The organism is Bergeyella cardium, from assembly GCF_003614945.1.
Taxonomy (GTDB): Bacteria; Bacteroidota; Bacteroidia; order Flavobacteriales; family Weeksellaceae; genus Bergeyella_A; species Bergeyella_A cardium.
In genome coordinates, this window is the sequence record NZ_QYCZ01000001.1 from 1,040,343 (window position 1) to 1,067,174 (window position 26,832).

Genomic DNA, 26,832 nt, shown 5'->3' on the forward strand with positions numbered 1-26,832 from the left:
AATTTGGCATTCTAATTATTTCCGTTATGAAAAGTTTAAAAGGTCTTGGTGTAGCTCTTGTAACACCTTTCAATGAAGATTTATCAGTAGATTTTAGTTCGCTTACTCGTCTTGTAGAGTATAATATTGCAAATGGCTGTGATTTCCTTGTGGTTTTAGGAACTACGGCAGAGGCTGCTACCCTATCCAAAGAGGAGAAAAAGCAGGTTACCGAGCATATTATAAAGGTTAATAATGGTAGATTACCACTCGTGCTGGGTATTGGTGGGAATAATACCGCTGAGGTAAAGAAACAGATAGAGGAAACCAACCTCAGTGCTTTTGAGGCAGTGCTTTCGGTATCGCCATATTATAACAAACCCAACCAAGAGGGGATTTATCAGCATTATAGAGCTTTGGCAGAAACAGGCAAGCAAATCATTATCTATAATGTACCTAGCAGAACGGGGCAGAATGTAGAGGCATCTACCACCCTAAGGTTAGCAAAAGATTTCACTAACCTTTCCATTATAAAAGAAGCGGCGCCTAACATCGCCCAGTATTTTGATATCCTAAGGAAAAAGCCTGCTGGGTTTAGCCTACTCTCTGGGGATGATGAATTTACCCTCCCTGTAACCTTAGCTGGGGGAAGTGGAGTGATTTCTGTGATTGGGCAAGCCTACCCTAAGCAGTTCTCCGATATGCTGAAGCTCGCTTTTGAAAGGAGAGTAGATGATGCCTATGCCATCCACAATTCATTAGTAGAAATCACCCGACTGATTTTTGCAGAAGGCAATCCAGTGGGGATAAAAACAGTACTCGCAGAGATGGGGCTTATAAAAAATGTGCTGAGGCTCCCCCTTGTAAAAGCCTCTAAAGACTTAGAGGAAAGAATCAAAGCTGAAATGAAGAACCTCTAACCCTCCGCCATCTAAAGAAATAAAAAGTGAAAGCAGATAAAAGGCTTTCACTTTTTTATTTATAAGGTTGTAATGTTTCGCCCTAAGGCTTGGGATTTCAGCTCGGTTTCTCGCCACTCTTTCTCTGGGCTGCTCATACGGGTAATCCCCCCACCAACGAAGAGCACTGCCGAGTTCTTATAAAACTTCCCACAGCGCAAATTCACGAAATAGTAAATCTTTTCATCTATCTCCACTTTGGAGTATCCCGCATAAAATTCCCTATCAAAGCCCTCTATCTCTCGGATTTTCTCTTTACAGAAGTCCTTCGGGATGCCGCAGACGGCAGGCGTAGGGTGGAGGTCATTAATTACATCATCGAGGGAGCTCTCCTCTATCTTTATGCTGAAATCTGTCCTCAGGTGCTTGATATTCCCTGATACGAAATCATAGGTCTCTGAAGTTCTCACTTCCTGAGCATAGCGGCTCAAGATATTGTGGATATAGCTGCTCACGGGCTTTTGCTCTTCGATTTCCTTCTTCGTCCAGCTTTCTTCTACGGGGAGGGTTCCCGCAAGGCTCATCGTCTCAAAGAGGTGGGATTTCTTATCGTACTTTCCTAAAACTTCAGAGAATGCCCCCATCCACACACCTCCTTTGTGCTGAAAGGCATAGACGAATGCCGAAGGATAAAATTCTGCTAAGTTTTTAAGAGTTTGCGGGATATCCACCTCATTAATATTGATGATTTTTCGCCTTGCGATGACGAGCTTGGGCAGTTGATGAGCATTAATCACCTGAATCGTTTGGCTGAGTTTATCAAAATATTCCTCCCTGCTCTCCCCTGCTTCATCATTATTTTCGGGAAGGATGAAAGGCAGCTGCCCCACTTCATCAAGAGGAATTTCTTTAATATTTCCTTTGAAGCTGAGGGTTTCGGATAAATCAAAAGAGGAAAAGCTCACGAGAGACTCCTCCCCGAAAAGGTCTGTGCTAAGAAAGCGAGCCTCAAACGGCATTCTAAATACGAGCATTGCGGTGGTTTAGTGTGAGAGGATGGTATTGGTCATCGTCGTATGGTTGATGAGCTTGCCTTGCTCATCTCGAATTTCAATCTGGGAAATGTGCATCGTTCGCCCCTTTCGGATAAAGGTTGCCCTACCTGTAACGGTGCCTTCTTTCTTGGGTCTGAGGTGGTTGCTATTGATATTCGTGCCCACAGGATAAAACTTCTCTGGGTCTATGCTAAGGAAAGAGAGGCAGGAGCCTAAGGTCTCTGCCAGTGCCACGCTTGCGCCGCCGTGCAAGATACCATACGGCTGGTGAATTTTGGGGTTTACGGGCATTGTAGCCGAAAGCGAGTCCTCACTAACATCTGTAAATACGATTCCGAGTGTTTTTGCAAGGGTTTCGGTGCCCCAATTGTTGAGCCTTTCTAGAATCTCTTTTTTGTTTTCTTCGTCCATTACTATTCTTTTTGCAAAAGTAATGATTTTGTTGCTGGCTATTGGCTTCTGGCTTTTAGCAGTAATCTGTTTGAAATGATTTTTATGCAGAAACCTTCCCTCATCAACAGGTAGGATATTAAAAAAATGTGTAGGAGGAGTTCCTACACCTGTCGGGGGAGTACCGACACCTTGTAAGGATATAAGTGCCTGCCACGCTGTGGCTCGGGGGATAATTGCGGCTAAGTGCGCTCCCTGCAAGGGGCCACGCGAGTAGGGAGATAAAAAAAAACACCCCAATCTTGGGGTGATTTATATTTTAGAAATGGGTGGGAGATTATTTCCCTTCTTCCATTTTCTTTTTAAGCTCTGCAAGAGCATCGATGTCTCCGAGGGTTGTTTTCTCTTCGGAAGAAGATTTAGCTGCTGCGTCTTTCACATTCTTTCTTTCTTCTTCACGGAAGATTCCTGTGTGAGAAACCACTACTCTCTTGAATTCTTTATTGAATTCTATCACTTTGAAGTCTGCCGTTTCTCCTTTTTTGATTTTAGAACCATCTTCTTTTTCTAACAATCTTGAAGGGCAGAATGCTTCTACTTCGGCATCTTCAAACTGTACTTGAGCACCTTTATCAAATACATCAAGAGCTACACCAGAGTGTACAGTACCTTCTGCATATTTAGTCTCGAATACATCCCAAGGGTTTTCTGTAAGCTGCTTATGACCAAGAGAGATTCTTCTTGCTTCTTTATCAAGCTCGAGAACTACTACATCCATTTTATCTCCTACGGAGCAGAACTCTGATGGATGCTTGATTTTCTTAGTCCAAGAAAGGTCAGAGATATATACAAGACCATCGATACCCTCTTCCAACTCTACAAATACACCAAAGTTTGTGAAGTTTCTTACAGCACCATTGTGCTTAGAACCTACTGGATACTTAGCTTCAATATCTGCCCAAGGGTCATTGGTTAATTGCTTAATACCAAGAGAGATTTTTCTTTCATCTCTGTCGAGGGTAAGGATTTCAGCTTCTACTTCATCTCCTACTTTTACGAAATCTCCAGCGCTTCTAAGGTGGGTAGACCAAGACATTTCAGATACATGGATAAGCCCTTCTACACCTGGAGCAATCTCTACGAATGCACCATAATCTGCAAGAACTACTACTTTACCTTTTACTTTGTCTCCTACTTTCAAGTTAGCATCAAGAGCTTCCCAAGGGTGTGGCTCAAGCTGCTTCATACCCAACTGGATTCTTGTTTTCTCATCATCGAAATCGAGGATAACCACTTTTACCGTTTGACCATCTTCCAAGATTTCTGTCGGATGATTTACTCTTGACCAAGAAAGGTCAGTGATATGGATAAGACCATCTACTCCGCCAAGGTCTATAAACACACCGTAAGAAGTGATGTTTTTAACAGTTCCTTCAAGAACTTGACCTTTTTCTAGCTGAGCGATGATTTCTTTTTTCTGATCTTCGATATCAGCTTCGATAAGAGCTTTGTGGGAAACTACAACATTTTTGAACTCAGGGTTAATCTTCACCACTTTGAATTCCATTGTTTTTCCTACAAACTGATCATAGTCTTTAATAGGCTTAACATCGATTTGGGAACCAGGCAAGAAGGCTTCAATACCGTGTACATCTACAATCATACCTCCTTTTGTTCTTGATTTCACAAAACCATTTACAACCTCGCCAGACTGGTGCAGTTCATTTACTTTATCCCACGCTCTAAGCGTTCTTGCTTTTTTGTGAGAAAGCTGAAGCTGCCCTGTTTTGTCTTCTCTTCTATCTACCATTACTTCTACTTCATCGCCTACTTTAAGGCCAGCATTGTAACGGAATTCGTTAAGAGAGATAACACCTTCGGATTTGAAATTGATGTCTACAATCGCTTCTTTGTCTGTAAGTCTTACAACTTTACCTACTAAAACATCATTGTCTTCAAGGTCGTTTAAAGAGCCTTTGTAGATTTCTTCAAGATCAGATTTCTCTTTTCTTGCTTCTGCATCAAGACCAGATTCAAAAGAATCCCAATCAAATTGTTCAGGTGCCACATTTTGGTTCATTAGAACCTCTTCTTTGTTTGTCAATTCAGACATAAAAAAATAAATTTTGTATTCCTTAGTTTCTAATGGTTTGATGATTTACAGTTTAAAAACTCAGGAAGATGTTAATTATAATTCATTCGCTTTCCAAACCTCTACTGCAAAAAAGCGGTGCAAAAGTATTAAAAATAATTGATAATTATACTTTTAATTCAAAATTATTTCCCTACAAAGGTTGTACAAGTTGGAGGAACCAGTCTTTTACTTCCCCATCGAGGTGTTTAGAGAGTTTTTCTTCGCAGAGTTTGTGGTAATTATTCAGCCACTGAATTTCTTCTTCGGAGAGGAGTTCTCTTATGATAACATCTTTGAAGAATGGACAAATGGTAAGGGTTTCAAAGCCGTAGAACACACCGAAATCTGTAGTTTCAACTTCTCTTACTGCGATGAGGTTTTCCAAACGAATACCATATTCTCCTACTAGATAGAAGCCAGGCTCGTTAGACACCACCATACCTGGCATTAGCTCTACGGGGTTAAGGTCTTTCCTAATATTTTGAGGACCTTCGTGTACATTCATAAAACTACCTACACCGTGCCCTGTACCGTGGTTGTAGTCCTTCCCAGCCTGCCAAAGAGGGAGCCTTGCAAAGGCATCGAGCTGTACGCCTCTCGTCCCTTTAGGGAACTTCACCATAGAGAGGTTTATCATTCCTTTGAGTACAAGGGTATAATTTATTTTAAAATCTTGGGATACATCATTTCCTAAGGCAAAAGTTCGCGTGATATCTGTCGTGCCTTCTAAGTATTGTCCCCCAGAATCCACTAATATTGTCCCAGAGTTGGTTATTTCCTTACTCCCCTCAGATTTTGCTGAATAATGGATAATTGCACCATTTTCTTTATAACCGATAATACTATCAAAGCTCACTCCTACGAAATTCTCTTGCTCAGCTCTTAGGGAGGTGAGTTTTTCTCCTATGCTGTATTCATTCATCTCGATTTTCCCTGCGTTATGAGTAAGCCAGTGGAGGAATTTTACCATCGCAACGCCATCTTTCTCCATTGCGATACGGAAGCCTTCCAATTCTGTTTCATTCTTTTGGGCTTTCATCAGATTTCCTGGCACTGCTGCTTTTATGAAGGTATTTTTAGCTTTTAGTGCTTCAAATACGAGCTGATTGGTATTAGGCGAGATGAGAATTTTCTCCCCATCAATTCCCGAGAGGAAATGGAAGAAATCGTGATAAGAAACCGCTTTTACGCCCGATTTATCGAGCTGTTCCTTAGCATCGGTTTCCAGTTTTTCTAAATCTACGAACAGCACCGCATCATTCAAACTGAGGTAGATGTATCCTAAGAATACAGGATTTGCATTCACATCGCTTCCTCGGAGGTTGAGCGTCCAAGCGACATCATCGAGGCTGGAAATAATATGCGCCGTAGCTCCGGCTTCCTGTACTTTTGCTCTAATGGTGGAGAGCTTGTCTTGTACGGACTTCCCAGCCCTCTCTACGGGTTGTGTGAAGACTTTGTTTTTAGATGGAGCCGGTCTATCGTGCCATATTTCATCAATGAGGGGGAGGTGGATGAGCGATGCACCGCCATTCTGTAGCTTGGAGGAGATTTGCTCCCAGTTTGCGTGGGATGTCGCTAGTGCGTTTACGGCTACCTTACCGCCCTGCGGAATATTCTCGAGAATCCAGTCGATGTAGTTTGGGGTGCCTTCTACTCCATCTTTCATCAGGGTGATTCCGGTATCCTTCAGCTCTACTCCCGCTTGGGTGAAGTACCTTCCATCCGTCCAAAGCCCAGCTTTATCTCGGGTGAAGACCACAAAACCCGCAGAGCCCGTAAAGCCCGATACCCACGCTCTTTCTTGCCACTCGTGTGGGAGGTATTCGCTCATATGAGGGTCGGCAGAGAATACGATAAACGCATCTACATTATTGTCTCGCATTTTTGTACGCAGTACTGAGATTTTTTCTGTTGTATTCATTATAATAGATTTTTTAGTATCATTAGAAATAAGTTATTTACCTTTATTTGGGAACAATGAGATGTGGTTCATCTGCTGCATTATCCACTTATGTTTTTTGTTGAGTTTTTTGGTCGGGTTCTTTGGGTCGTATTTTTTGGGATTGGGGAGTACTGCCGCTATCCACGCGGCTTCGCTTTTGGATAAATTCTTCGCCGGCTTATGAAAATAATAATCTGCCGCTGCCTCGATGCCGAAGACCCCTTGCCCCATTTCTATTGAGTTCAGATACCTTTCGAGGATGATTTCCTTCGTCCAAACTCTTTCTATAATAAAGGTATAGATTGCTTCCAGACCTTTTCTCAGCCAGCTTCTTCCTTGCCAGAGGAAGACATTCTTTGCCGTCTGTTGGGAGATGGTGCTCCCGCCCTGCATCTTTCCTGAGGTAGATTTCTCATTAAACTTCATCGCTCGCTCTATTGCTTTGAAATCAAAGCCTTGATGTACAAAAAAATTCTGGTCTTCGGAGGCAATCACAGCTTTTTTTATATTCTCGCCCATTTCATCGTAGGGGATATACTCGCGCTGGAGCTTTCCGTAGTCTAAATACCCTCCGATTTGGGTAATGGTAATGGGCGGATTAAAAAACCTACCCCAAACGATAAAGAGAATATTCGCCAGAATGAGGATGAGGATTAATCTTTTGAGGGTTTTCCACATATTATTATGAAGGATTTAAAGCAATGCAAAAAAACGAAAAAATCTCGTCTTTCAAAAAAGAATTTCACATCTTATTTAGCTTAGTATGTGATAAAAATCATATTCGATTTTTTGAGAACTTTATGGATATTCTTATTTTTGTACAAATTCTAAATAAAAATTACAATGAAAAAAATCTATTGCTCAATTGGATTGTTGGCTTTCATCGGTATGAAAGCTCAGGTGTTTGAAGAAGTAACCCCTTCACCATTTAAGAACTCTTATTACTCCTCAATAGCCGTCGGGGATTATAATAATGACGGATATAAAGATGTATTCTTCGCAGGTGCATTAGATACTGATAATGACAATGATGTAGATACCACTATTAATGAACTCTACAAAAACAATAATGGAGTTTTCGAGCTTGCCCAAGTTATTGAAGATTATCCTGTGCATTTAAGTTCGGTTAAATTTATAGACTTCGATAACGATGGACTTTTAGATATTATAGATACTGGGCTTAGCTATAAAAATGTAGTTGATTACAGGCATTATCGCTTCAAGAATAATGGAAGTTCTTTTGAATTAGTCGATAATCTCCCAGGTAAAATTTATGGAAATATAGATGTATTTGATTTTAACCACGATGGTAAAATGGACTATTCCTTAAATGGAGTAAGATATGTGCAAGGTGTGGGATTTACTAAGTATGTAGATTTATACACAAACAGTAAATCTGGATTTACAAAAGAGGAAAATTGGATATTGGGAAGCCAGAACGGAAAAATGAAAGCGTTTGATTTCAATAATGATAATGAACTCGATGCCGTAGTAACAGGAGTAGATAATAAGAATAATTTCAGCTTCTTTATTTACAAAAATAATGGAAAAAAAATGGAGCTCCATTCCGAGCAAAAAGGCTTAATATCGGGAGATGTAACCTTCGCAGACTTTAATGCTGATGGATTCTTAGACATCGTAGTATCTGGTAAGGATAGCAATCATGACTCCCACCTAATAGTCCTTTGGAACGACGGTAATGGCAACTTTACAGAATCTGAAATTCCTAATGAAGGTTTAGAAATGGCTTCAATAGATGTAGGAGACCTTAATAATGATGGCTACTACGACTTTATTATCATTGGTAACGCTAAAGATGCAAACTCCCGCTATGTTCCAAACATTAATGTATTTATATACGACCCTAAAGGAAATAATTTCTCCAAATTTGATGATACTGATATCTATCACTTAGGCAGTAATGGCAGTATTGAACTCGTAGATTATAATAATGATAACCACCTCGATATCATTGCTACTGGCTTTGACTGGAAACTCCCTGATACACCCCTTTTCAGTAAGTTATTTAAGAACAAGGAAACCAAACCTAACGAAAAGCCTAATCCGCCTAAAAACCTCTCTGCAACAGTAAAAGATGACAGAGTTGTATTTGAGTGGAGCGGAGCTTCGGATGATAAAACCCCGGAAAAAGCTCTCAGATATGAAATAAGCGTAGGAAGCGAATCTGGAAAATCAGACATCGCCAAATATGAAGTAACCACCCCAAGTTGGTATTTGAAAAAAGAAAACCTGCCAAATACCATTTATTGGAGTATAAAATCTATTGACGCATCCAAAGTATTATCTGTAAGTTCCAAAGAGCAAGTGGCTTATGACCTATCTGTAGATGACAGGGATATAAAGCACAAGGCACTCTATCCTAACCCTGTGAAAGATATTCTCAACATCAGCACAGATGCTAAGGTGAAATCTTATAAACTTACCAATATGTTAGGACAAACGGTAAAAGAAGGCAGCCTATCTGGTAAAGAGATTGACTTATCTGTATTAGAAAGCGGAATCTACATCATTGATATCCAGCTTCAAAATGGAGAGAATATCAATCAGAAAATTATTAAAAATTAATTTCATAAAACTCTAATATTCTTAAAAAGACTGCTGAAATCAGCAGTCTTTTTTTTTATTAATAAAATCTTATTCAGCCCATTATATGATAAAAATCATATTCGGTTTTTTGGAGACTCTATATATATCCTTATTTTTGTATAAATTCTAAATAAAAATTACAATGAAAAAATTCTATTGCTCAATTGGATTGTTGGCTTTCATCGGTATGAAAGCTCAGGTGTTTGAAGAAGTAACCCCTTCACCATTTAAGAACTCTTATTACTCCTCAATAGCCGTCGGGGATTATAATAATGACGGATATAAAGATGTATTCTTTGCCGGCGCACTGGATACGGACGGTAATGGCAAGGTGGATACTACTATTAATGAACTCTACAAAAACAATAACGGTGTTTTTGAACTTGCTCAGGTTATTGAGGATTATCCTGTGCATTTAAGTTCGGTAAAATTCATAGATTTTGATAATGATGGGCTCTTGGATATTATAGATACTGGGCTTAGCTATAAAAATGTAGTTGATTATAGACATTATCGTTTCAAGAATAATGGGACTTCATTCGAATTAGTGGATAATCTGCCTGGAAAAATCTTCGGAAATATAGATGTATTTGACTTTAACCACGATGGTAGAATGGATTATTCCTTAAACGGAATACGATATATACCTGGAGTAGGATTTACTAAGTATGTAGATTTATACACAAACACTAAATCTGGTTTCACGAAACAGGAGAACTGGATATCAGGAAGCCAAAATGGAAAAATGAAGGCATTTGATTTCAATAATGATAATGAACTCGATGCTGTAGTAACGGGAGTTGATGCTAAGAATAAATTTAGCTTCTATGTCTATAAAAATAATGGGAAGACGATGGAATTCCATTCCGAACACATAGGCTTAATATCAGGAGATGTAGCTTTTGCAGACTTCAATGCCGATGGATTTCTAGATATGGTGATTTCAGGTAGAAACAATAAATATACAGAACAACTCGTAGTGCTTTGGAATGACGGTAATGGTAACTTTACAGAATCTGAAATACTCGGCGAAGGTATAGAAATGGCATCAATAGATGTAGGAGACCTTAATAATGATGGCTATTACGACTTTATTATTATCGGTAATGCTAAAGATGCAAACTCTCACTATGTTCCAAACATTAATGTATTTATATACAACCCCAAAGAAAATAAATTCTCCAAATTTGATGACACCGATCTCTACCACTTAGGAAGTAATGGCGGTATTGAGCTTGTAGATTATAATAATGATAATCACCTTGACATTATCGCTACTGGCTTTGACTGGAAACTCGATGATAATCCTCTTTTCAGTAAGCTATTTAAAAACAAGGAAACTGAGCCTAACCAAAAACCTAAGCCTCCTAAAAATCTCTCCGCAACTGTAAAAGATGATAGAGTTGTTTTTGAATGGAGTGAGGCTTCAGATGATAAAACCCCAGAAAAAGCCCTCAGATATGAAATAAGTGTAGGCAGCGAGTCGGGTAAATCAGACATTGCCAAGTATCAAGTAACCACTCCAAGCTGGTACTTAAAAAAAGATGCTCTTCCAAATACTATTTATTGGAGTATAAAATCTATCGATGCCTCAAAAGTACTATCCGATAGCTCCAAAGAACAAGTAGTTTCTGATCTATCAGTAGATGATAGGGATATAAAACACAATGCACTCTATCCTAACCCAGTGAAAGATATTCTCAACATCAGCACAGATGCTAAGGTAAAATCTTATAGACTAACCAATATGCTAGGACAAACGGTACAAGAAGGTAGTCTGCTTGGTAAAGAGATAGATTTATCTGCATTAGAAAGCGGTGTTTATATCATCAACATCCAACTTCAAAATGGAGAGAATATCAATCAGAAGATTATTAAAAATTAATTTTATAGGACATATATTCTTAAACAGACTGCTGAAATTGGCAGTCTGTTTTTTATTAGTGATAATAGAAAGAGTTCCAAAATTTTGGAACTCTTTCTATTATTATAGCATTAAAAATACATTACCTCGCTATATTTACCGCTCTTGTTTCCCTGATAACGGTAACTTTCACCTGACCAGGATAGGTCAGCTCGTTTTGGATTTTCTCAGAGATATCATAAGAGAGTTGTGCTGCTACTTCATCATTTACTTTACCGCTTTCCACGATTACTCTGAGCTCCCTACCTGCTTGTATCGCGTAGGCACTGGATACTCCATCGAAGCTGAGGGCAGCAGCCTCAAGGTCTTTTAACCTTTGGATATAAGACTCGAGAACCTGTCTTCTGGCACCTGGTCTTGCCCCTGAAATAGCATCGGCAACTTGGACGATAGGCGATAAAAGTGAAGTCATTTCAATCTCATCGTGGTGCGCACCGATAGCGTTGAGAACCTCTGGATGCTCGCCGTACTTCTCTGCCCACTGCATACCGAGTAGGGCGTGCGGAAGTTCGGATTCCTGCTCTGGAACTTTCCCAATATCGTGAAGGAGACCTGCTCTTTTGGCTAATTTTACATTCAGACCGAGCTCGGCAGCCATAGTTGCAGCAATATTTGCGACCTCTCGGGAGTGTTGTAGGAGGTTTTGACCGTAAGATGAACGGTACTTCATCCTACCGACGATTTTCACAAGCTCTGGGTGTAGCCCGTGGATACCGAGGTCTATAATCGTCCTTTTACCGACTTCTATAATTTCCTCTTCGATATGTTTTCTGGTTTTCTCCACCACTTCTTCAATCCTTGCGGGGTGTATCCTGCCATCGGTTACGAGCCTGTGGATAGAAAGCCTTGCAATCTCTCTTCTGACAGGGTCAAAGCAGGATAAAAGGATGGCTTCTGGGGTATCATCTACGATGATTTCTACCCCCGTAGCTGCTTCAAGAGCACGGATATTTCGTCCTTCCCTACCGATGATTCGTCCTTTTACTTCATCAGATTCTATATTAAAAACAGAAACTGAATTCTCAATAGCCTGTTCGGCTCCTATTCTTTGAATGGTTTGGATTACAATTTTCCTTGCCTCGTTCTTGGCATTCATCTGCGCTTCCTCCATTATACTCTGTACATGAGCTTGGGCTCTTGTTTTAGCTTCAGATTTGAGAGATTCTACAAGTTCGGCTCTAGCTTCCTCTGCTGAATAATTAGAAATTTTCTCTAAAATCTCCACTTTCTGCGCCGTAATAGCGTTGAGCTCAGCTTGCTTCTTTTCTACAATCTCATGCTTTTTAGTATAATCAGAAATTTGCTTCTCAAGGTCTTTTTCCAATTTGCTGGTTTTAGAAAGCTCATCTACCAGCTTCTGTTCTTTTTCTTTTGCTCTCTTTTCTATCTCTTGGATTTTCTTTTCACGAGCTTGAATATCTGCATCGTGCTGAGATTTTAATTCTAAAAACTTTTCTTTGGCTTGTAGTTGTTTCTCTTTCTTGATTGCTTCTGCTTGTACTGTCGCTTTTTCTACTAAATTTTCTGCATTCTTCCTGGCATCTTCCATCATAAATTTCGCCTTAGAATTAAGGGAGCTTCTGGAAAATAGAATTCCTGCTGCAACCCCTACAATAAGGCCAATAATGCCCGCTATTATCTCTATCATAATTCAATTATTTATATCTCTTTTTTTAATCTTATTTCATAAAAAACCTACAATAGTTCAATGATTGAGAGTAAACTCCTAATCAACACGATTTGAGCTTATTTCTATCTTCTGTAATCTGGGTTACCAGCACGCCATAGGATAGACTTTTACTCGGTAATTGTTTAGCGTTGAGTTTACCTTTAATGTGTTAGAACTATTGTAGGCAATTCCTTTATAAATGACACTAATCTTCCTCAAAAAGTGAAAGTAAATGATCTACTTTCTCTTTAGAGGCTGAGATGATATTGTCATATTTCTGTTTATTAACTTCTACATTGGTACCCAATTGTAAGATACACAATGCCAAAGCATCTTGTTTATCTTTTATAGCATAATTTGCTTCAAATTTTTTAATCATACCCTCTACTTTTTTCTCTAAGTCTCTCAATATTTCCTCTTCTTCTGAAGGTATACTAAGCGGATAAAACCTTCCTCCTACCTTTATGTTAACTGATTTATTTTCCATAACATTATAATCCGCTATTTTGAAGCTCCGCAATACAGAAATCCACTTCTTTAATCAATCGGTTGAGATGATTCTTCATCAGTCTATTGTGCTCTGGATTGCCAGATATACTCGCTTGAAGTTTTATCTTTTTATTCTCTTCTTCCAATTCCTGATTCTTTTTTCTTTCATCTTCATATTTCTTTTTCATTTGCTCAAATTCCTTAGAAAGTTCTGTGTAGTCGTAATCTAAATTTTGAAAATTCTGCTTCATTTTCAAAATTTTTCTTTCCAACATCAAAAAACTATTTCCTAATTCCCTGGGCATATATCATCAGGTTATAATTCTAACTGTATGCAAAAGTAAAAAAAAAATGCATTTTATACCTTATTTTTTTATTCAAATATTCAGTATTAGTCCAAAATAAAAAGAGAAAATGCAGTCAATTTTCTCTTCCAATGATATTTATAATAAAATATAAAACTACTCAAATTTAAGCACAAACATAAATGCTCTACTGCTAAGGTGGTCCATTGCCCCCGCCCAATAAGGAGGCGTACCTGGGTTGTCTGGCACCAATTCATTATTGAGGAAAAAAGTACCTCTAACGGCTGGGGTAAGTTTAAATCTACTGAAATAGAACTGTATCCCAATCTCTCCCGTATAACCAAAATTATGAGTCTTTGTACGGAAAATCTGTTGCTGATTATCACTCTCAGAATTTTCATTACTCTGCAAATTCCCCAAATAATTCACCCCTAAAGCTACATAAGGGCGGGAATTATACCATCTGTTCCCGTGAAATTCTACAAGTAATGGCACATCTACATAAGTAGATTTTACATCTCTCTCGAGGTCTGTAGTGACTGCACTTGGGTATAAGTCCTTAATATCAAAAGTTAATTTCCTTTGTACAAACTGCAAAGAGGGCTCAAGGCGGAGATCTATATATTCATTCACCCTCATTTTACCGATAAGCCCTGCCCCGAAACTTGCAGAACCTTTGGAAAGTACTCTGTTTTGATTCTTATTATTGAGTCCATTCTGAGGGTTCAAGTCTATTTTGTAATCAAAATAATTACCCGCGAGGAAGAAACCCCAACTGAATTTCTGATTATCAAAATCCACCAGATTGTCCATCCTATCCCTTGTACGGAAGAGCTGTGCATCTACTGAATTAGAAAACAAAGCAGTAATGATGAGGGCAAGCACCCTGAATTTTCTTTTCATTTAGAGTAAAATTACTTCGTTGCCTTATATATCGTTGCAATACCGAGCGTAAGTTTTTTATATACTACAGTAGTAAAGCCACAGTTGAGGAGGATTTTCCTCATTCCCTCTCCGTAAGGGAATGCCTGTACGGAGTCTGGCAAATAGGTATAGGCTCTACTATCTTTGGAAACCATTTTACCGATTCTTGGCAGTATATTTTTAAAGTAAAACATATAGAAAGGTCTCATAAATCCTTCTACTTTGGAGAATTCCAGTATATAGACACTTCCTCCTGGTTTTACTACTCTTTTCAGCTCGTTGAGCCCTTTTTCGAGGTTCTCAAAATTTCTTGCTCCAAAAGCAACGGTTACAGCATCAAAATTATTGTCCTCAAAGGGTAGATTTTCAGCATCGCCCTTCATCATTTTGATTTTTCCGTCCAGCTGTAGCCTTTTCACTTTATCTATTCCTACATTGAGCATTTGTTGGGAGAGGTCTAGCCCTACGATATCTGCCCCCGTACCTCTTTGAAGCGCTATCGCAAGGTCTCCCGTGCCTGTTGCTACATCAAGGATGGTTTTCGGCTGGTCGGCACTCAACCATTTTACTAATTTCTTCCTCCAAGATACATCAATATTCATCGAGAGGGTTCGGTTCAGGAAATCATATTTCTCGGCTATGTTATCAAACATATCCTCTACCTGCTGCTTCTTACTGCTATCGGTATTATATGGTGTTACTTGTTTCAAGGTCTAAAATTTATAGTATTCATTATAATAATTAAGGAAATCTCCTTTCCTAAAAATCTTGGTTCGGGATTCTAATTTGTCTATATTTTTAATGACTTTATCATAGTCTTCATCTACATTATAATAGAAATCCTCAGTATAGAGATTATGGAAATGTATAGGGTTTCCGTAGTATTTCTTACCGTCTATTTCGGTTTTTGGGAGTGCTGCAAGGAGGGAGTCTCTATCCACTCCATAGCCATAGTACTGCCGATTGATATAATAATCCGATTGGGAAATATTCAGTAGCCCACGAACTTTTTCCACTTGGAAGGTGGAGTCATAGAGGGGTTTCTTATCTTGGTCAAATACCTCCACTCTGTTTTTCCCTCTTCTGAGGTCTATTTTCAAGGACTGCCCCCCTGCAATAATCCTCTCCTCACCTCCATTAATCTTAAAATAATAGGTATTGGTCGTAGGATTATCTACCACATACTCATTTTTCTTGGCTAAGAACAAAAAATATATCCCAAACGCTACCATTAGAGCAAGCACTGAGATAATAAAACCCGAAACCGATGGATTCTTTTTAAGCATCAAGAAAATCTTTCGGCAAATGTAAGAATTATATTTACAATTTGCTTTATCCTCTTGTACCAAGAGACTTTTTTAATAAAAAACCACAGTAGAAATTCAGCTACTGTGGTTTAAAAATTAATCTTATGAAAATTGTATTATATCCTTCATCTTCTCATTTTCTTCTGCTACAAGCTGGTCATCTACCAGTATTTTTCCAGAATGCTCATCTATAATAATTTTTTTCCTTTGAGCGATTTCCATCTGCCTTTGTGGAGGTATCATAAAGAACGAACCTTTTGGCGCTCCTCTTTCTATACCTACTACTGCGAGACCATTTTTTGAATTATTACGAATTCTATTATAGGAAGCGAGCAATCTCTCATCGATTTTCTTAGAGAAATCTTTGGACTTTTCTACTAAATACTCCTCTTCTTTTTGGGTTTCAGCAATTAGGTCATCGAGTTCCTCTTTCTTGAATTTCAAATGCTCTTTAGAAGCAGAGATTCTATCATCAACTTGAGCAAGAGATTCATTTTGTTGAGAGATTTTAAGGTTAAATTCTTTTATTTTTTTCTCTGCAAGCTGAATTTCCAAGTCCTGATACTCTATTTCCTTTTCCAGAGACTCAAATTCTTTATTATTCCTTACATTATCCTGCTGAGATTTATATTTTTCAATAAGGGATTTTGATTGGTTAATCTCCTCATTTTTCCCTTTCACACTATCTTTAAGGTGTTTTATATCTTTTCGGAATTTATCGGCTCTCTTTTCAAGCCCCTCGATTTCATTCTCTAAATCTTCTACCTCTATCGGTAGCTCTCCTCTTGTATTTCGGATTTCATCTAATCTCGAATCGATGATTTGAAGGTCATACAATGCTCTTAGTTTCTCTTCAACTGAAATTTCGTTGCTCTTTTTCGCCATAATTTATAGAAAATAATTTACAGGGTTTGTATTCAAATTGGATTTTAAGACGGCAAATGTAGGAAATTTTTCCAATAAAATCTCAAAGATTTGTTGTACTACAAACTGTTCGGATTCGAAATGCCCAATATCACACAGTAGAACCTCCCCTTCAGCTTGAAAAAAATCGTGATATTTATAGTCGCCCGTGAGGTAGGCATCACAGTTTTTTGCTTTTGCAGCTACTATTCCTGAAGTTCCGCTCCCTCCGAGCACTCCTACTCTTTTTATTTTCTTTTTGGTGAAGTTCGAGTGGCGAATCACCTTTAAACCCAACTTCTCTTTTACCATTTTCAGAAAGTCGATTTCCTCCATTTCCTGTACTAAATCACCATATTTTCCTAAGCCAGAGTACGGGTTTTCATTATCTATTGAGATGATTTGATGCGCTACTTCCTCATAAGGATGCGCACTGTACATCGCTCTAAGGATTTTACTCATTTTATACTCCTCAAAGATGCAGGAGATAAGTTTCTCCTCCACATATTCCCTCTCGTTTTGCTTGCCGAGGAAAGGATTTGCCCCTTCCTTTGGGCGGAAACTCCCCTGCCCTTCCACTGAGAAACTACAATCATCATAGAAGCCAATCTCCCCTGCTCCAGCTTGTAAAATAGCATCTCTCACCGCTTCTGAATGCGTTTTGGGAACATAGACTTCCAGTTTTTTTAATGATGAAAATTTTGGCATCAATATCTTCTGATGATGAAGCCCAAGTGCATTGCAAATCGCATAATTCACTCCAAAATAATCGTTATCAAATGCCGTATGAATCGCATAGATTGCAATTTTGTTTTCAATCGCTTTCAAAACGGCTTTTTCTACATAATTTTTTGCTGTGATGGATTTCATCCCCGAGAAAATAATCGGATGAAAGGCAATGATAAGGTTCAGATTTCTCTCGATAGCTTCATCTACCACTGTTTCCAAAGCATCGTGGCAAACGAGCATTCCACTGATTTCCCTCTCTGGATTACCGCAGAGCAGTCCTACATTATCAAAATGCTCTGCCGTTCTAATCTTAAAAATCTCATCAAGTCTGTGGGTAATTTCTCTTAAAATCATATTTAAAAGGTTTCAGCAAATATAAATATTTAGGTATAAAAGAAAACGGAATACCTTAGCAACACCAAATATAATTTGGTAATAGATTTATAAATAAGCTACACTATATATTAGAGACAAGTAGATAATCAGACTTTTAAAAGAAATACGCCTATTCTCTAAAATATTCGGAAAATTATAACTACATTTGTAAGCGTTCAACGAAAATGAAAAATAAATAATTAATAAAACAATAAACTATGGCTAATAAATCCAGAATTTACTACACGCTTACAGATGAAGCTCCTATGCTCGCAACACATTCATTTCTACCTATGGTAAAAGCATTTACCCGACTTGCAGAGGTAGAAATTTCTGTTCCAGACATCTCCCTCTCAGGAAGAATTTTGGCAAACTTCCCAGACTTTTTGAAGGATGAACAAAAAGTTCCCGATGCCCTTGCCGAACTCGGCGAACTCGCAAAAACACCAGAAGCAAACATTATTAAATTACCAAATATCTCGGCTTCCGTACCGCAACTCGATGAAGCTATTGCCGAGCTTCAAAAGAAAGGATTCGCTGTACCGAACTACCCTTCCGAACCGAAAAATGAAGATGAAAAAGCAATTAAAACACGATATGCAAAAGTATTGGGCTCTGCCGTAAATCCTGTGCTGAGAGAGGGCAACTCCGATAGAAGAGCCCCAAAAGCAGTGAAAAATTATGCGAAGACCAACCCACACAGAATGGGTAGCTGGGCAAAAGACAGCAAAACCGATGTAGCCTATATGAGTAGTGGTGATTTCTACGGCACGGAAACTTCCACTACCGTTGAGAATGCTTGCGAATTCCGTATTGTATTTAAAAATGAAAATGGTGAGGAAAAAATTTTGAAAAACCTCGCTCCACTAAAAGCAGGAGAAGTGATTGACTCCTCTGTAATGAGTCTTAGGGCACTGAAATCTTTCGTGCAAACAGCCATTGAGGAAGCAAAAAAACGAAATGTACTCCTCTCTGCCCACCTGAAAGCTACAATGATGAAAGTCTCCGACCCGATTATCTTCGGAGCGATAGTAGAGACCTATTTTAAAGAAATTTTTACTGAATTTGCAGAGACTTTTAAGGCATTAGATATTAATCCGAATAACGGACTTGCTGATTTATTTGAGAAAATAAAGGGAAATACTAAAGAGGCAGAAATAAAATCAGCAATTGAGAAAGCCATCGAGAGCTCAGCAAGACTGGCAATGGTAAATTCCGATAAGGGCATTACCAATTTTCATATTCCATCAGATGTTATCGTAGATGCATCTATGGCAGCACTGATTCGTGGTGGTGGTAAAATGTGGAACAAAGAAGGAAAAGAGGAAGACACGGTTGCTATTATCCCAGACCGCTCCTATGCCCTCTTCTACCAAGCTGCAATTGATGATATGAAGGCAAACGGTGCATTAGACCCAACTACGATGGGGTCAGTGCCCAATGTAGGGCTAATGGCTCAAAAAGCCGAAGAGTATGGCTCCCACGATAAGACTTTCCAAGCAGAAGGAAACGGAAAGATAGAAGTGCAGGACGAAAATGGAACAGTCCTCCTAAGCCAAACTGTAGAAAAAGGCGATATTTTCAGAATGTGCCAAACCAAAGATGCCCCTATCCAGGATTGGGTAAAACTCGCGGTAAACCGCTCCCGACTCTCCAACACACCTGCTATTTTCTGGTTGGATAGCAACAGAGCGCACGACAGAGAAATCATCAAAAAAGTAGAAAAATACCTCAAAGACCACAACACCGAAGGCTTAGACATCAAAATATTAGATGTAACCGATGCAATGGCAGAAACCCTCAAAAGAGTAAGAGAAGGTAAAGATACCATCTCGGTTTCTGGAAATGTACTGAGAGACTACCTTACAGACCTCTTCCCTATTTTGGAATTAGGAACTTCGGCTAAGATGCTCTCCATTGTGCCGCTAATGAACGGTGGCGGCCTCTTTGAAACAGGTGCAGGAGGCTCTGCTCCTAAACATATAGAGCAGTTTCTGGAAGAGGGCTACCTCCGCTGGGATTCCTTAGGAGAGTTCCTCGCTTTACAGGCTTCTTTGGAGCATCTGGCACAGACGCAAGGCAATGAAAAGGCTCAAATCCTCGCTGATGCCTTAGATGAAGCCAATGCCAAATTCCTCGCTAATGATAAATCACCTTCCAGAAAATTAGGTGGGATAGATAATCGAGGTTCGCACTTCTACTTGGCAATGTATTGGGCAGAGGCTTTGGCAAATCAGACCAAAGACACGGCACTCGCAGCACATTTTAAACCTGTCGCTGATGAATTATCATCAAATGAAGCTAAAATTAATGAAGAACTTATCGGCTCACAGGGCAAAGCCCAAGACATCGGCGGGTACTACAAGCCCGATGAGGAAAAAACCTATTCAGCAATGAGACCAAGCCCTACTCTAAACTCAATTATAGATAAGATTTAAAGATGAAAACAAGACTCATAGCACCATCACTCCTCTCCGCAGACTTTGGAAACTTACAGAGAGATATAGAGATGCTCAACCGCTCGGCTGCCGACTGGCTACACATAGATGTTATGGATGGGCGGTTTGTACCGAATATCTCCTTCGGATTTCCTGTGATGAAAACCGTGAAAGAGCACAGTCAGAAGTTCATAGATGTACATTTAATGATTGTAGAGCCCGAGAAATATGTAGAAGAGTTCATTAATAGTGGTGCCGATTTGGTTTCTGTGCATTACGAGGCTTGTACCCACCTGCACAGAACGGTGCATCTCATCAAGAGCAAGGGTGCAAAAGCGGGTGTGGTTCTCAACCCCTCTACTCCCATTAGCTTTTTGGAGGATATTATTACCGATGCCGATTTAATCCTTCTAATGAGTGTAAATCCTGGGTTTGGAGGGCAGAAATTCATTGAGAATACTTATAAAAAGATCGGTCAGCTCCGAGATTTAATCGCCAAGACTCATTCTCAAGCCCTGATAGAGGTAGATGGTGGGGTAAATATGGAGAATGCAGGCAAGCTCTTCGATGCAGGAGCCGATGTTTTGGTGGCGGGCAATGCCGTCTTCTCGTCTGAAAGTCCAGAAGAGACCATCAAGCACCTCAAAGCCTAATAGAATAGGAATTTAATCTGTCTTAAATCCTATTATAGAGATAAAAAATAAATTCTCTATCATCCGCTGAGCAATATTGCCCAGCGGATGTATTTTTTACCCCTCTCCTATTCTACTATAGGAGCATTTTTTTTACATATAATCACCAAAATAAAATATCCAAAATTATTAAAAAGTATTTTAAAAGGTTTTGATTCTCATTTAATTTGTTTAGTTTTTGATTTGAGAGAGTAATATCAAAGAGGTGAAATATATAGAAGTAATAGTAGATAAAAAGATTATAAAATTACAAAGGTAGCCTTTCAGCTACCTTAAACCTTTATTTCAAGGGGGGCACAGTGGGAGGCATTACCCTGTCCCTCTGTGCTGCAAAGATATATAAACTTTTTTAATACCCAATTAAAAGTCTTTTAATTAGTAAAAAAATACAAGATATACAAAATGAAAGAAAAGAGATGAGATAAGTTATTTTAACAGTGTAGAGAAGAGAAAGTAATTTTATTAAATAGTAATTACCTCCTATGTTACAAATTATCCTTAATTTTTTAAAAAAAACATCAAAAAAAGGGATAAAAAAGATGAGGAATATCAGATGGAAATAAACCTTAGCATTAATAATAAGGAAGAGGAATTTATTATCTTTGCAAGCAAATAATTAATAATAATGAAAAATAGAAAATATGTTTGGCTACTATCATTAGCGATGTTCGCTTCGTGTAAAACGCACTTGGGCATCAGCAATATAAAGCCTTACGAGAACACAAAGATTACGGCAGAACTGACAGAAGATCAGGAAATGCTGAAAACCATTATCCCGTATAAAAAATCAATGGAAAAGCAGATGGGCGAGAAGATTTCTCACACCAGCGTAGCCCTTACTAAGGACGGGGACGACAGCAATATGGGGAAAGTCTTGGTAGATTATACTTATGACGCCGCTGCAGAATGGGCAAAAAGCAATGGACTGCCAAGAGTAGATGCAGCGGTTATCAATATCGGGGGGATAAGGACGACCTTCGCACCAGGAGATATTCTACTGAAGCATATCTACGAAGTAATGCCTTTTGAGAACGAAATAGTTGTAATTGCAATGAAAGGCTCCGACCTGCAAGGGCTCTTTGATTATTATCTCAAAACTCAGGTAAACAACCCAGTATCTCGCCTTACAATAGAGACTAAGCAAGGGAAAATTACTAAAGCATTAATCAACGGCGAAGTACCTATAGCTGATAAGACTTATTATATTGCAACCACTGACTACCTCGCTCTCGGGGGCGACCGTATGTGGTACTTTGGCAAAGGCAAGATGATTCCCACAGGGCTAAAACTCCGAGAAGTCTTTATAGAAAGCTTTAGAAAAAACCCAGAAGTAAGCGTACCCACAGATGTAAGACTCAGATTTAATAAATAAAAAAATGAACCGTAAGCAATTTATAAAAACAGCCATAGGAGGAGGGATAAGCCTTTCCCTCGCTCCGAATTTGATATTTGCAAAAGACAGCGTTGCCCTTAAAAAAAACGGGCTAAAGAAGCTGACAATACTCCACACCAACGACCAGCACAGCCGTATAGAGCCCTTTGACTCGTCTTATACCAAAAACCCTAATCAGGGCGGCTTTGCGAGGAGAGCGTCATTGATAAAGAACATACGAGAGCAGGAAAAAAATGTATTACTACTCGACTGCGGAGATATTTTCCAAGGCACACCTTATTTTAATATGTTTGGTGGAGAGCTGGAATTTAAACTGATGAGTATGATGGGATATGATGCCGCTACTATGGGGAATCACGACTTTGATAACGGTCTTGAAGGTTTCCTTAAAGCCCTTCCAAATGCGAAATTCCCTTTCGTTACCTCAAATTATGATTTCAAAAATACCATCCTCGATGGGAAGACATTAGACTACAAAATCTTTAATAAAGATGGGATAAAAGTAGGAATCTTCGGACTGGGAGTAGAGCTCGCTGGCTTAGTAGGTAAAAAACAATATGGAGAAACAGTGTATAATGACCCTGTGGATGTAGCTCAGCACTATGCCGACTTCCTAAAAAAGGATAAGAAATGTGATATGGTGATCTGCCTGTCTCATATCGGCTACCAATACCCAGAGCGAAAAGACAAAATCTGCGATACCCTCCTCGCTACTAAAACCGATAATATAGACTTAATTCTCGGTGGGCATACCCATACCTTCCTCCCCGAGCCTCAGAAATATACTAACAGAGCAGGGAAATCCGTTCTTGTAAATCAAGTAGGCTGGGCAGGTCTCCTTCTCGGCAGAATAGAATTTTTCTTTGACAAGGATAAGAATGTACAACACATCGCGTGGAATACCCACATTATAGATGACAAGATAAAAGTATAATCATCTAAAACGAGAAATCAATAAGATGTATAAAAAGTACAGATTATACATCTTATTTTTTATTAACGAAACAAAATATTTGTGTAATGAGATTTATATACCCTTTAGTATTTGGTTTATCTGTTTCTGCACTGCAGGGGCAGGAGATTTCGTCCCCTCGCTGGTCAGATCTTTTTTCATATAACAACATCCTCCAAATTCGAGAAGATGGTGAAAGCCTACTGGCAGCATCCGAGAATGGTATCTTCCGATATACGCTCTCCTCTGGTGAGGTATCCAAATACCTTTCAAAAGCCAATGGGCTCCATAATGTGAATATTACTGCATTTGACTATAACCCTAATACTAAGACAGGTCTGGTAGGCTACAAAGACGGGAGTATAGATGTAATTACAGAGCGTGGTGTAACCTATGTGATAGATATCCCAATGAATAATGGATATACAGGCTCCAAAAAGATTAATCATATCTCTATTAATGGAAATCTTGCTGCTGTATCTACCGACTATGGTATCTCTATCTTTAAGCTCGATAGGAAGGAGTTCTCCGAAACTGCCTTTCTCCCCCACCCTGTAAAGGAAGCCATTATTAAAGACAATAAAGTATATCTCATTACCAATACAGGGATTCTTAGCCATAATATCGATTCTTCATTTGCCATAGCATCAAGCTGGGAGACTTTAAGAGCTGGGGACTTTAATAATATTGTCTCCGATGGGAATCTCATCTCTTTTTCATCATTGGATAAAGTCTATTACGGCGATGGAAATTCGTTCTCTGAAATCGCTCAGACCTTTTCGTCTGTAAAGGATATGAACATCAGTAATGGGCAGATCGTAGTAACCGACAGCAAGACAAAAGGAGGGAATGCGCCTTCTGCTATCTATGTCTTTAATGCCAGTGGAAACCTTGTAAAAAGCAAAACCAATTATACAGAAGAATTAAACACAGGCTGGATAAAAGACAATCATATCTACGCGGGAACTTTCCTTTCTGGGGTTTATAATGAAAGCCTGCAATCCATAAAACCCGATGGTCCTTACGCCAATAAAGCCTACAAAATGTCTTTCGTAGGAAATAAAATCTTAGTGTCAAGCGGTGGGGTATACGATTTCTATCAACAGCCTATCCTCTCCGATAGATTATTGGGCTTCTATTACTTTAATGGAACTAAGTGGGTTTATCCCTCCTTTTTCATCGATAATTACAACAATGCCAAAAAGGTTTTTAATGTCCTCGATGTCGTGATGAACCCATCTAACCCCAAAGAAATCTTCTTTGGGAGTTTTGGAAACTGGAACTATCGCTTCACCGATGGTATGTACAAAATGGAAGTAAATAGCGATGATATAGTACTTAAGAACTTCTACCCTACTTTTGAAGCAGGAAAAAAAATCACCAGCATCTCAGGTCTTACCTATGATGACAAAGGAAATCTATACGCTGTGGGAAGATACTATAATATTACTGGAGCAGTACCTCCTGAACGAACAGAAATCTTCTTCTATAACAGAAATAATGATAATTTTTCATCTATTCTTTCTTCAAAATCAAAATCTGCTCAGAAACCTTATTATAAAGAAGGTTTTCTCTGGATACCCACACCTCGTTCCAACTCTTTTCTAGCTTTAAACACTCAGAAATCTACAGCTATCAATGAAAATGACATCTTTGTTTTGGAAGGAACACAAAGCGGACTGCCAAACACTGCAGAAACGATAAGTACCGCTATGGACAAATCTGGCGACCTATGGATAGGAACATCAAAAGGGCTCAGAGTACTACGAAATGCCTCTTCGGCAATCAGCAGAAACCCAAAATTAGAATCTATCATCATTGAGGAAAAAGGTATAGGAGAAGAACTGTTCAGAGATGCAGAAATACTCCAAATAGAAGCTGACTCTGGCAATCAAAAATGGTTTTCTACCAATGGAGGAGGAGTTTTTTACCTCAATGCAAGCGGTGAAAAGACCATTCATCACTTTACCAGTAAGAACTCTCCCCTACCTAATGATATGGTAACCGATATTAAAGTAGATGAAAAGACAGGTAAAGTCTATTTCGCTACTTCGGAGGGAATTGTGGTTTATCAAGGAGATGTGCAGCAGGTATCTGACAAGTTTGGAAATGTACTCGTATATCCTAACCCTGTGGTTTCATCTCAATACAAAGGTAATGTGAGAATTAAGGGATTAGCAGAGAAAACCAATATCCGGATTACCGATACCGCAGGAAATTTAATCCACCAAGGTATTGCCAAAGGCGGTTATTACGAGTGGGATTTAAATTATCGTGGCAAGAGAGTAGCTTCAGGGATTTATTTTGTGCTAATGACCAATGAAGACGGCTCCGATACCGCAACTGCAAAAATCGCCATCATCAACTAGCCACAGCTTCCAGCTGACGGACTTAGCCGTAGCACGGCAGGCACTTAGCTAATTACCAAAAGCTAATCGCTATAAGCCTCCTGCACAAAGATACCTCTCTAATATCTCTCCCCCGCTGCGGATGGAGTTTACTGCCCATCGTATCTTCAGCCTCAGCCGTTTTTCATCGTTTAAGAGATGAGGCGTCTGCGTTTTCACTAGCTTTTGTTTAAGTTCATATAAGCAAATCGCTGCTGCCACCGATACATTAAAACTCTGCGTAAAGCCATACATCGGAATCATCAGCGTCTCATCGGCAAAGTCCAATATCTCTTCCGAAATCCCCTCCCACTCGGTACCGAAAGTTAAAGCAATTGGCTCATCAATCCTAAAGTTTGGGAGGAGGGTCGCATTTTTCTCTGGAGAAACGGCTACAATTTTATAACCCCTCTGCCTGATTTCTTTCAATGATTCTATCCGTGCAGGGAGTTTTTCCACCTCTACCCAAGTATCTGCTCCTTTAGTAACTTCCAGATTAGGGTTAAAGACATTATGCTTTTGCAGTGCCACAATCTTATGAAAGCCACAAGCCTCCGAGCTTCGCACAATAGCTGCCGCATTTCTAAACTGATAAACATCCTCCATCACAGGAAGTACAAAATCTGAGCTCTGAGCAGAAAAATGCTCGATTTTCCTTAGCCTTTCCTCCGTGAGAAACTGCTGGAGATATACATAAGTCTGCTCCAATAAAGTATCTGGGATTGTCATAATATATATATGGCAGTTCGTCTTATTTATTTGTTTTATTTACCCAAAGGGATGTTATAAGAAAGCGTTACACCAAAGTTAGCCGCACTGTATTTTTGCTCTCCAATCTTGCCTTTATTTGCAATAAAAACTTTCTGATAATGGATTCCTAAGTTCCAGTCCCTATTATGGAAACCTATTTCTGGTTTGAAATAAATCCCCCCCTTTGGTCTCTCTATCTCATTATTTTTAGCAACTTTATCATTTCCTGTAATAAAGCCATAACCAAGGTCTCCACCCAGATAAAAGCCCAACTGCTTAGGATACAATCTGAATAATAATGCAGCAGGAATCACTCCAAAATCATTATTATCTATCCCGTTATTCTCCTTACCAAAGTGGTGAATATAGCCTGTAGCAAAGCCCCAGCCAATTCCAGCGACAGAAATATTCTGATAGCTAGCATCTATTCCCATAACAAATGAAGAGTTATTGGAAGGTAATGATGCCCCTGAATTTAAACCTAATTTTAAGATATTTCTCATATCAGCACTCTGTGCACTAACAAAACTCATTGCCACAAGACCTATAGCCAAAGCTACTCTTTTAATCGTTGTCATTTTTTTAT

Annotated in this window: 23 protein-coding genes; 8 read left to right on the forward strand and 15 right to left on the reverse strand. The window is 39.1% G+C overall.

Going from position 1 to position 26,832, the window contains the following annotated elements:
* Positions 1-26: 26 nt before the first annotated feature.
* The gene (dapA, locus tag D8991_RS04760) at positions 27-899 is read left to right on the forward strand and encodes a 4-hydroxy-tetrahydrodipicolinate synthase (RefSeq protein WP_120489025.1); all 873 of its coding nucleotides are present in this window, start codon (positions 27-29) and stop codon (positions 897-899) included.
* A 59-nt stretch (positions 900-958) separates the two neighbouring features.
* Here the strand turns inward: dapA and D8991_RS04765 are convergent, their stop codons facing one another.
* The 5 genes from D8991_RS04765 to mtgA form a co-directional block, all read right to left on the reverse strand.
* Positions 959-1,912 (reverse strand): chorismate-binding protein, encoded by a 954-nt coding sequence (locus D8991_RS04765; RefSeq protein WP_120489026.1) that lies wholly within the window; start codon positions 1,910-1,912, stop codon positions 959-961.
* A gap of 9 nt (positions 1,913-1,921) precedes the next feature.
* Positions 1,922-2,344, reverse strand: a complete 423-nt coding sequence (locus tag D8991_RS04770) for a PaaI family thioesterase (protein ID WP_120489701.1) — start codon at positions 2,342-2,344, stop codon at positions 1,922-1,924.
* 316 nt (positions 2,345-2,660) lie between these two features.
* Complete coding sequence (rpsA, locus tag D8991_RS04775; RefSeq protein ID WP_120489027.1) at positions 2,661-4,436, reverse strand: 30S ribosomal protein S1; 1,776 nt, start codon at positions 4,434-4,436, stop codon at positions 2,661-2,663.
* 172 nt (positions 4,437-4,608) lie between these two features.
* A complete protein-coding gene (locus D8991_RS04780; RefSeq protein ID WP_120489028.1) occupies positions 4,609-6,381 on the reverse strand; it encodes an aminopeptidase P family protein in 1,773 nt (590 codons plus the stop codon).
* A 33-nt stretch (positions 6,382-6,414) separates the two neighbouring features.
* Positions 6,415-7,080, reverse strand: coding sequence for a monofunctional biosynthetic peptidoglycan transglycosylase (gene mtgA, locus D8991_RS04785; RefSeq protein ID WP_120489029.1), 666 nt, complete (start codon positions 7,078-7,080; stop codon positions 6,415-6,417).
* 165 nt (positions 7,081-7,245) lie between these two features.
* Here mtgA and D8991_RS04790 point away from each other — a divergent pair, with 165 nt between their 5' ends.
* Together D8991_RS04790 and D8991_RS04795 are read left to right on the forward strand one after the other, a co-directional pair.
* Positions 7,246-8,988, forward strand: coding sequence for a T9SS type A sorting domain-containing protein (locus D8991_RS04790; RefSeq protein ID WP_120489030.1), 1,743 nt, complete (start codon positions 7,246-7,248; stop codon positions 8,986-8,988).
* Between the two features lie 163 nt (positions 8,989-9,151).
* Positions 9,152-10,894, forward strand: a complete 1,743-nt coding sequence (locus tag D8991_RS04795; protein WP_120489031.1) for a T9SS type A sorting domain-containing protein — start codon at positions 9,152-9,154, stop codon at positions 10,892-10,894.
* 121 nt (positions 10,895-11,015) lie between these two features.
* Here the strand turns inward: D8991_RS04795 and rny are convergent, their stop codons facing one another.
* The 8 genes from rny to D8991_RS04835 form a co-directional block, all read right to left on the reverse strand.
* On the reverse strand, positions 11,016-12,581 hold the full coding sequence (gene rny, locus D8991_RS04800) for a ribonuclease Y (protein WP_185123857.1): 1,566 nt from the start codon (positions 12,579-12,581) through the stop codon (positions 11,016-11,018).
* Between the two features lie 226 nt (positions 12,582-12,807).
* Entirely contained in the window at positions 12,808-13,089 is a 282-nt protein-coding gene (locus tag D8991_RS04805; protein WP_120489033.1) for a cell division protein ZapA, read from the reverse strand.
* 4 nt (positions 13,090-13,093) lie between these two features.
* A complete protein-coding gene (locus tag D8991_RS04810; RefSeq protein WP_120489034.1) occupies positions 13,094-13,396 on the reverse strand; it encodes a hypothetical protein in 303 nt (100 codons plus the stop codon).
* Between the two features lie 156 nt (positions 13,397-13,552).
* Complete coding sequence (gene porT, locus D8991_RS04815) at positions 13,553-14,299, reverse strand: type IX secretion/gliding motility protein PorT/SprT (protein WP_120489035.1); 747 nt, start codon at positions 14,297-14,299, stop codon at positions 13,553-13,555.
* Positions 14,300-14,310: 11 nt separating this feature from the next.
* Positions 14,311-15,030, reverse strand: a complete 720-nt coding sequence (ubiE, locus tag D8991_RS04820; protein WP_120489036.1) for a bifunctional demethylmenaquinone methyltransferase/2-methoxy-6-polyprenyl-1,4-benzoquinol methylase UbiE — start codon at positions 15,028-15,030, stop codon at positions 14,311-14,313.
* A gap of 3 nt (positions 15,031-15,033) precedes the next feature.
* Positions 15,034-15,606: a hypothetical protein gene (locus D8991_RS04825; RefSeq protein ID WP_120489037.1), complete on the reverse strand. Its 573-nt coding sequence runs from the start codon at positions 15,604-15,606 to the stop codon at positions 15,034-15,036.
* Between the two features lie 123 nt (positions 15,607-15,729).
* Positions 15,730-16,512 (reverse strand): zinc ribbon domain-containing protein, encoded by a 783-nt coding sequence (locus D8991_RS04830; protein WP_120489038.1) that lies wholly within the window; start codon positions 16,510-16,512, stop codon positions 15,730-15,732.
* Between the two features lie 3 nt (positions 16,513-16,515).
* On the reverse strand, positions 16,516-17,613 hold the full coding sequence (locus tag D8991_RS04835) for a Nif3-like dinuclear metal center hexameric protein (protein WP_120489039.1): 1,098 nt from the start codon (positions 17,611-17,613) through the stop codon (positions 16,516-16,518).
* 239 nt (positions 17,614-17,852) lie between these two features.
* On the opposite strand from D8991_RS04835, the gene D8991_RS04840 reads away from it, so the two are divergent.
* From D8991_RS04840 to porZ, 5 genes are all read left to right on the forward strand, one after another.
* Positions 17,853-20,072, forward strand: a complete 2,220-nt coding sequence (locus D8991_RS04840; RefSeq protein ID WP_120489040.1) for an NADP-dependent isocitrate dehydrogenase — start codon at positions 17,853-17,855, stop codon at positions 20,070-20,072.
* A 2-nt stretch (positions 20,073-20,074) separates the two neighbouring features.
* Positions 20,075-20,725 (forward strand): ribulose-phosphate 3-epimerase, encoded by a 651-nt coding sequence (gene rpe, locus D8991_RS04845; protein ID WP_120489041.1) that lies wholly within the window; start codon positions 20,075-20,077, stop codon positions 20,723-20,725.
* A 664-nt stretch (positions 20,726-21,389) separates the two neighbouring features.
* A complete protein-coding gene (locus tag D8991_RS04850) occupies positions 21,390-22,136 on the forward strand; it encodes a 5'-nucleotidase C-terminal domain-containing protein (RefSeq protein ID WP_120489042.1) in 747 nt (248 codons plus the stop codon).
* A 4-nt stretch (positions 22,137-22,140) separates the two neighbouring features.
* Positions 22,141-23,091 carry a bifunctional metallophosphatase/5'-nucleotidase gene (locus tag D8991_RS04855; protein WP_120489043.1) on the forward strand — a complete coding sequence of 317 codons (951 nt, stop codon included), beginning with the start codon at positions 22,141-22,143 and terminating at the stop codon, positions 23,089-23,091.
* Between the two features lie 86 nt (positions 23,092-23,177).
* Entirely contained in the window at positions 23,178-25,478 is a 2,301-nt protein-coding gene (gene porZ / locus D8991_RS04860; RefSeq protein ID WP_120489044.1) for a type IX secretion system anionic LPS delivery protein PorZ, read from the forward strand.
* 69 nt (positions 25,479-25,547) lie between these two features.
* Here porZ and D8991_RS04865 read toward each other — a convergent pair whose 3' ends face one another.
* Together D8991_RS04865 and D8991_RS04870 are read right to left on the reverse strand one after the other, a co-directional pair.
* The gene (locus D8991_RS04865) at positions 25,548-26,225 is read right to left on the reverse strand and encodes a TrmH family RNA methyltransferase (RefSeq protein ID WP_120489045.1); all 678 of its coding nucleotides are present in this window, start codon (positions 26,223-26,225) and stop codon (positions 25,548-25,550) included.
* Positions 26,226-26,260: 35 nt separating this feature from the next.
* The gene (locus tag D8991_RS04870) at positions 26,261-26,824 is read right to left on the reverse strand and encodes a hypothetical protein (protein ID WP_120489046.1); all 564 of its coding nucleotides are present in this window, start codon (positions 26,822-26,824) and stop codon (positions 26,261-26,263) included.
* Between the last annotated feature and the right edge of the window lie 8 nt (positions 26,825-26,832).

What these genes read in the sequence shown, in the direction of transcription:
- dapA (WP_120489025.1), top strand. Translation starts at nt 27, where the DNA reads ATGAAAAGTTTAAAAGGTCTTGGTGTAGCTCTTGTAACACCTTTCAAT.
- D8991_RS04765 (WP_120489026.1), bottom strand. Translation starts at nt 1,912, where the DNA reads ATGCTCGTATTTAGAATGCCGTTTGAGGCTCGCTTTCTTAGCACAGAC.
- D8991_RS04770 (WP_120489701.1), bottom strand. Translation starts at nt 2,344, where the DNA reads ATGGACGAAGAAAACAAAAAAGAGATTCTAGAAAGGCTCAACAATTGG.
- rpsA (WP_120489027.1), bottom strand. Translation starts at nt 4,436, where the DNA reads ATGTCTGAATTGACAAACAAAGAAGAGGTTCTAATGAACCAAAATGTG.
- D8991_RS04780 (WP_120489028.1), bottom strand. Translation starts at nt 6,381, where the DNA reads ATGAATACAACAGAAAAAATCTCAGTACTGCGTACAAAAATGCGAGAC.
- mtgA (WP_120489029.1), bottom strand. Translation starts at nt 7,080, where the DNA reads ATGTGGAAAACCCTCAAAAGATTAATCCTCATCCTCATTCTGGCGAAT.
- D8991_RS04790 (WP_120489030.1), top strand. Translation starts at nt 7,246, where the DNA reads ATGAAAAAAATCTATTGCTCAATTGGATTGTTGGCTTTCATCGGTATG.
- D8991_RS04795 (WP_120489031.1), top strand. Translation starts at nt 9,152, where the DNA reads ATGAAAAAATTCTATTGCTCAATTGGATTGTTGGCTTTCATCGGTATG.
- rny (WP_185123857.1), bottom strand. Translation starts at nt 12,581, where the DNA reads ATGATAGAGATAATAGCGGGCATTATTGGCCTTATTGTAGGGGTTGCA.
- D8991_RS04805 (WP_120489033.1), bottom strand. Translation starts at nt 13,089, where the DNA reads ATGGAAAATAAATCAGTTAACATAAAGGTAGGAGGAAGGTTTTATCCG.
- D8991_RS04810 (WP_120489034.1), bottom strand. Translation starts at nt 13,396, where the DNA reads ATGCCCAGGGAATTAGGAAATAGTTTTTTGATGTTGGAAAGAAAAATT.
- porT (WP_120489035.1), bottom strand. Translation starts at nt 14,299, where the DNA reads ATGAAAAGAAAATTCAGGGTGCTTGCCCTCATCATTACTGCTTTGTTT.
- D8991_RS04825 (WP_120489037.1), bottom strand. Translation starts at nt 15,606, where the DNA reads ATGCTTAAAAAGAATCCATCGGTTTCGGGTTTTATTATCTCAGTGCTT.
- D8991_RS04830 (WP_120489038.1), bottom strand. Translation starts at nt 16,512, where the DNA reads ATGGCGAAAAAGAGCAACGAAATTTCAGTTGAAGAGAAACTAAGAGCA.
- D8991_RS04835 (WP_120489039.1), bottom strand. Translation starts at nt 17,613, where the DNA reads ATGATTTTAAGAGAAATTACCCACAGACTTGATGAGATTTTTAAGATT.
- D8991_RS04840 (WP_120489040.1), top strand. Translation starts at nt 17,853, where the DNA reads ATGGCTAATAAATCCAGAATTTACTACACGCTTACAGATGAAGCTCCT.
- rpe (WP_120489041.1), top strand. Translation starts at nt 20,075, where the DNA reads ATGAAAACAAGACTCATAGCACCATCACTCCTCTCCGCAGACTTTGGA.
- D8991_RS04850 (WP_120489042.1), top strand. Translation starts at nt 21,390, where the DNA reads ATGAAAAATAGAAAATATGTTTGGCTACTATCATTAGCGATGTTCGCT.
- D8991_RS04855 (WP_120489043.1), top strand. Translation starts at nt 22,141, where the DNA reads ATGAACCGTAAGCAATTTATAAAAACAGCCATAGGAGGAGGGATAAGC.
- porZ (WP_120489044.1), top strand. Translation starts at nt 23,178, where the DNA reads ATGAGATTTATATACCCTTTAGTATTTGGTTTATCTGTTTCTGCACTG.
- D8991_RS04865 (WP_120489045.1), bottom strand. Translation starts at nt 26,225, where the DNA reads ATGACAATCCCAGATACTTTATTGGAGCAGACTTATGTATATCTCCAG.
- D8991_RS04870 (WP_120489046.1), bottom strand. Translation starts at nt 26,824, where the DNA reads ATGACAACGATTAAAAGAGTAGCTTTGGCTATAGGTCTTGTGGCAATG.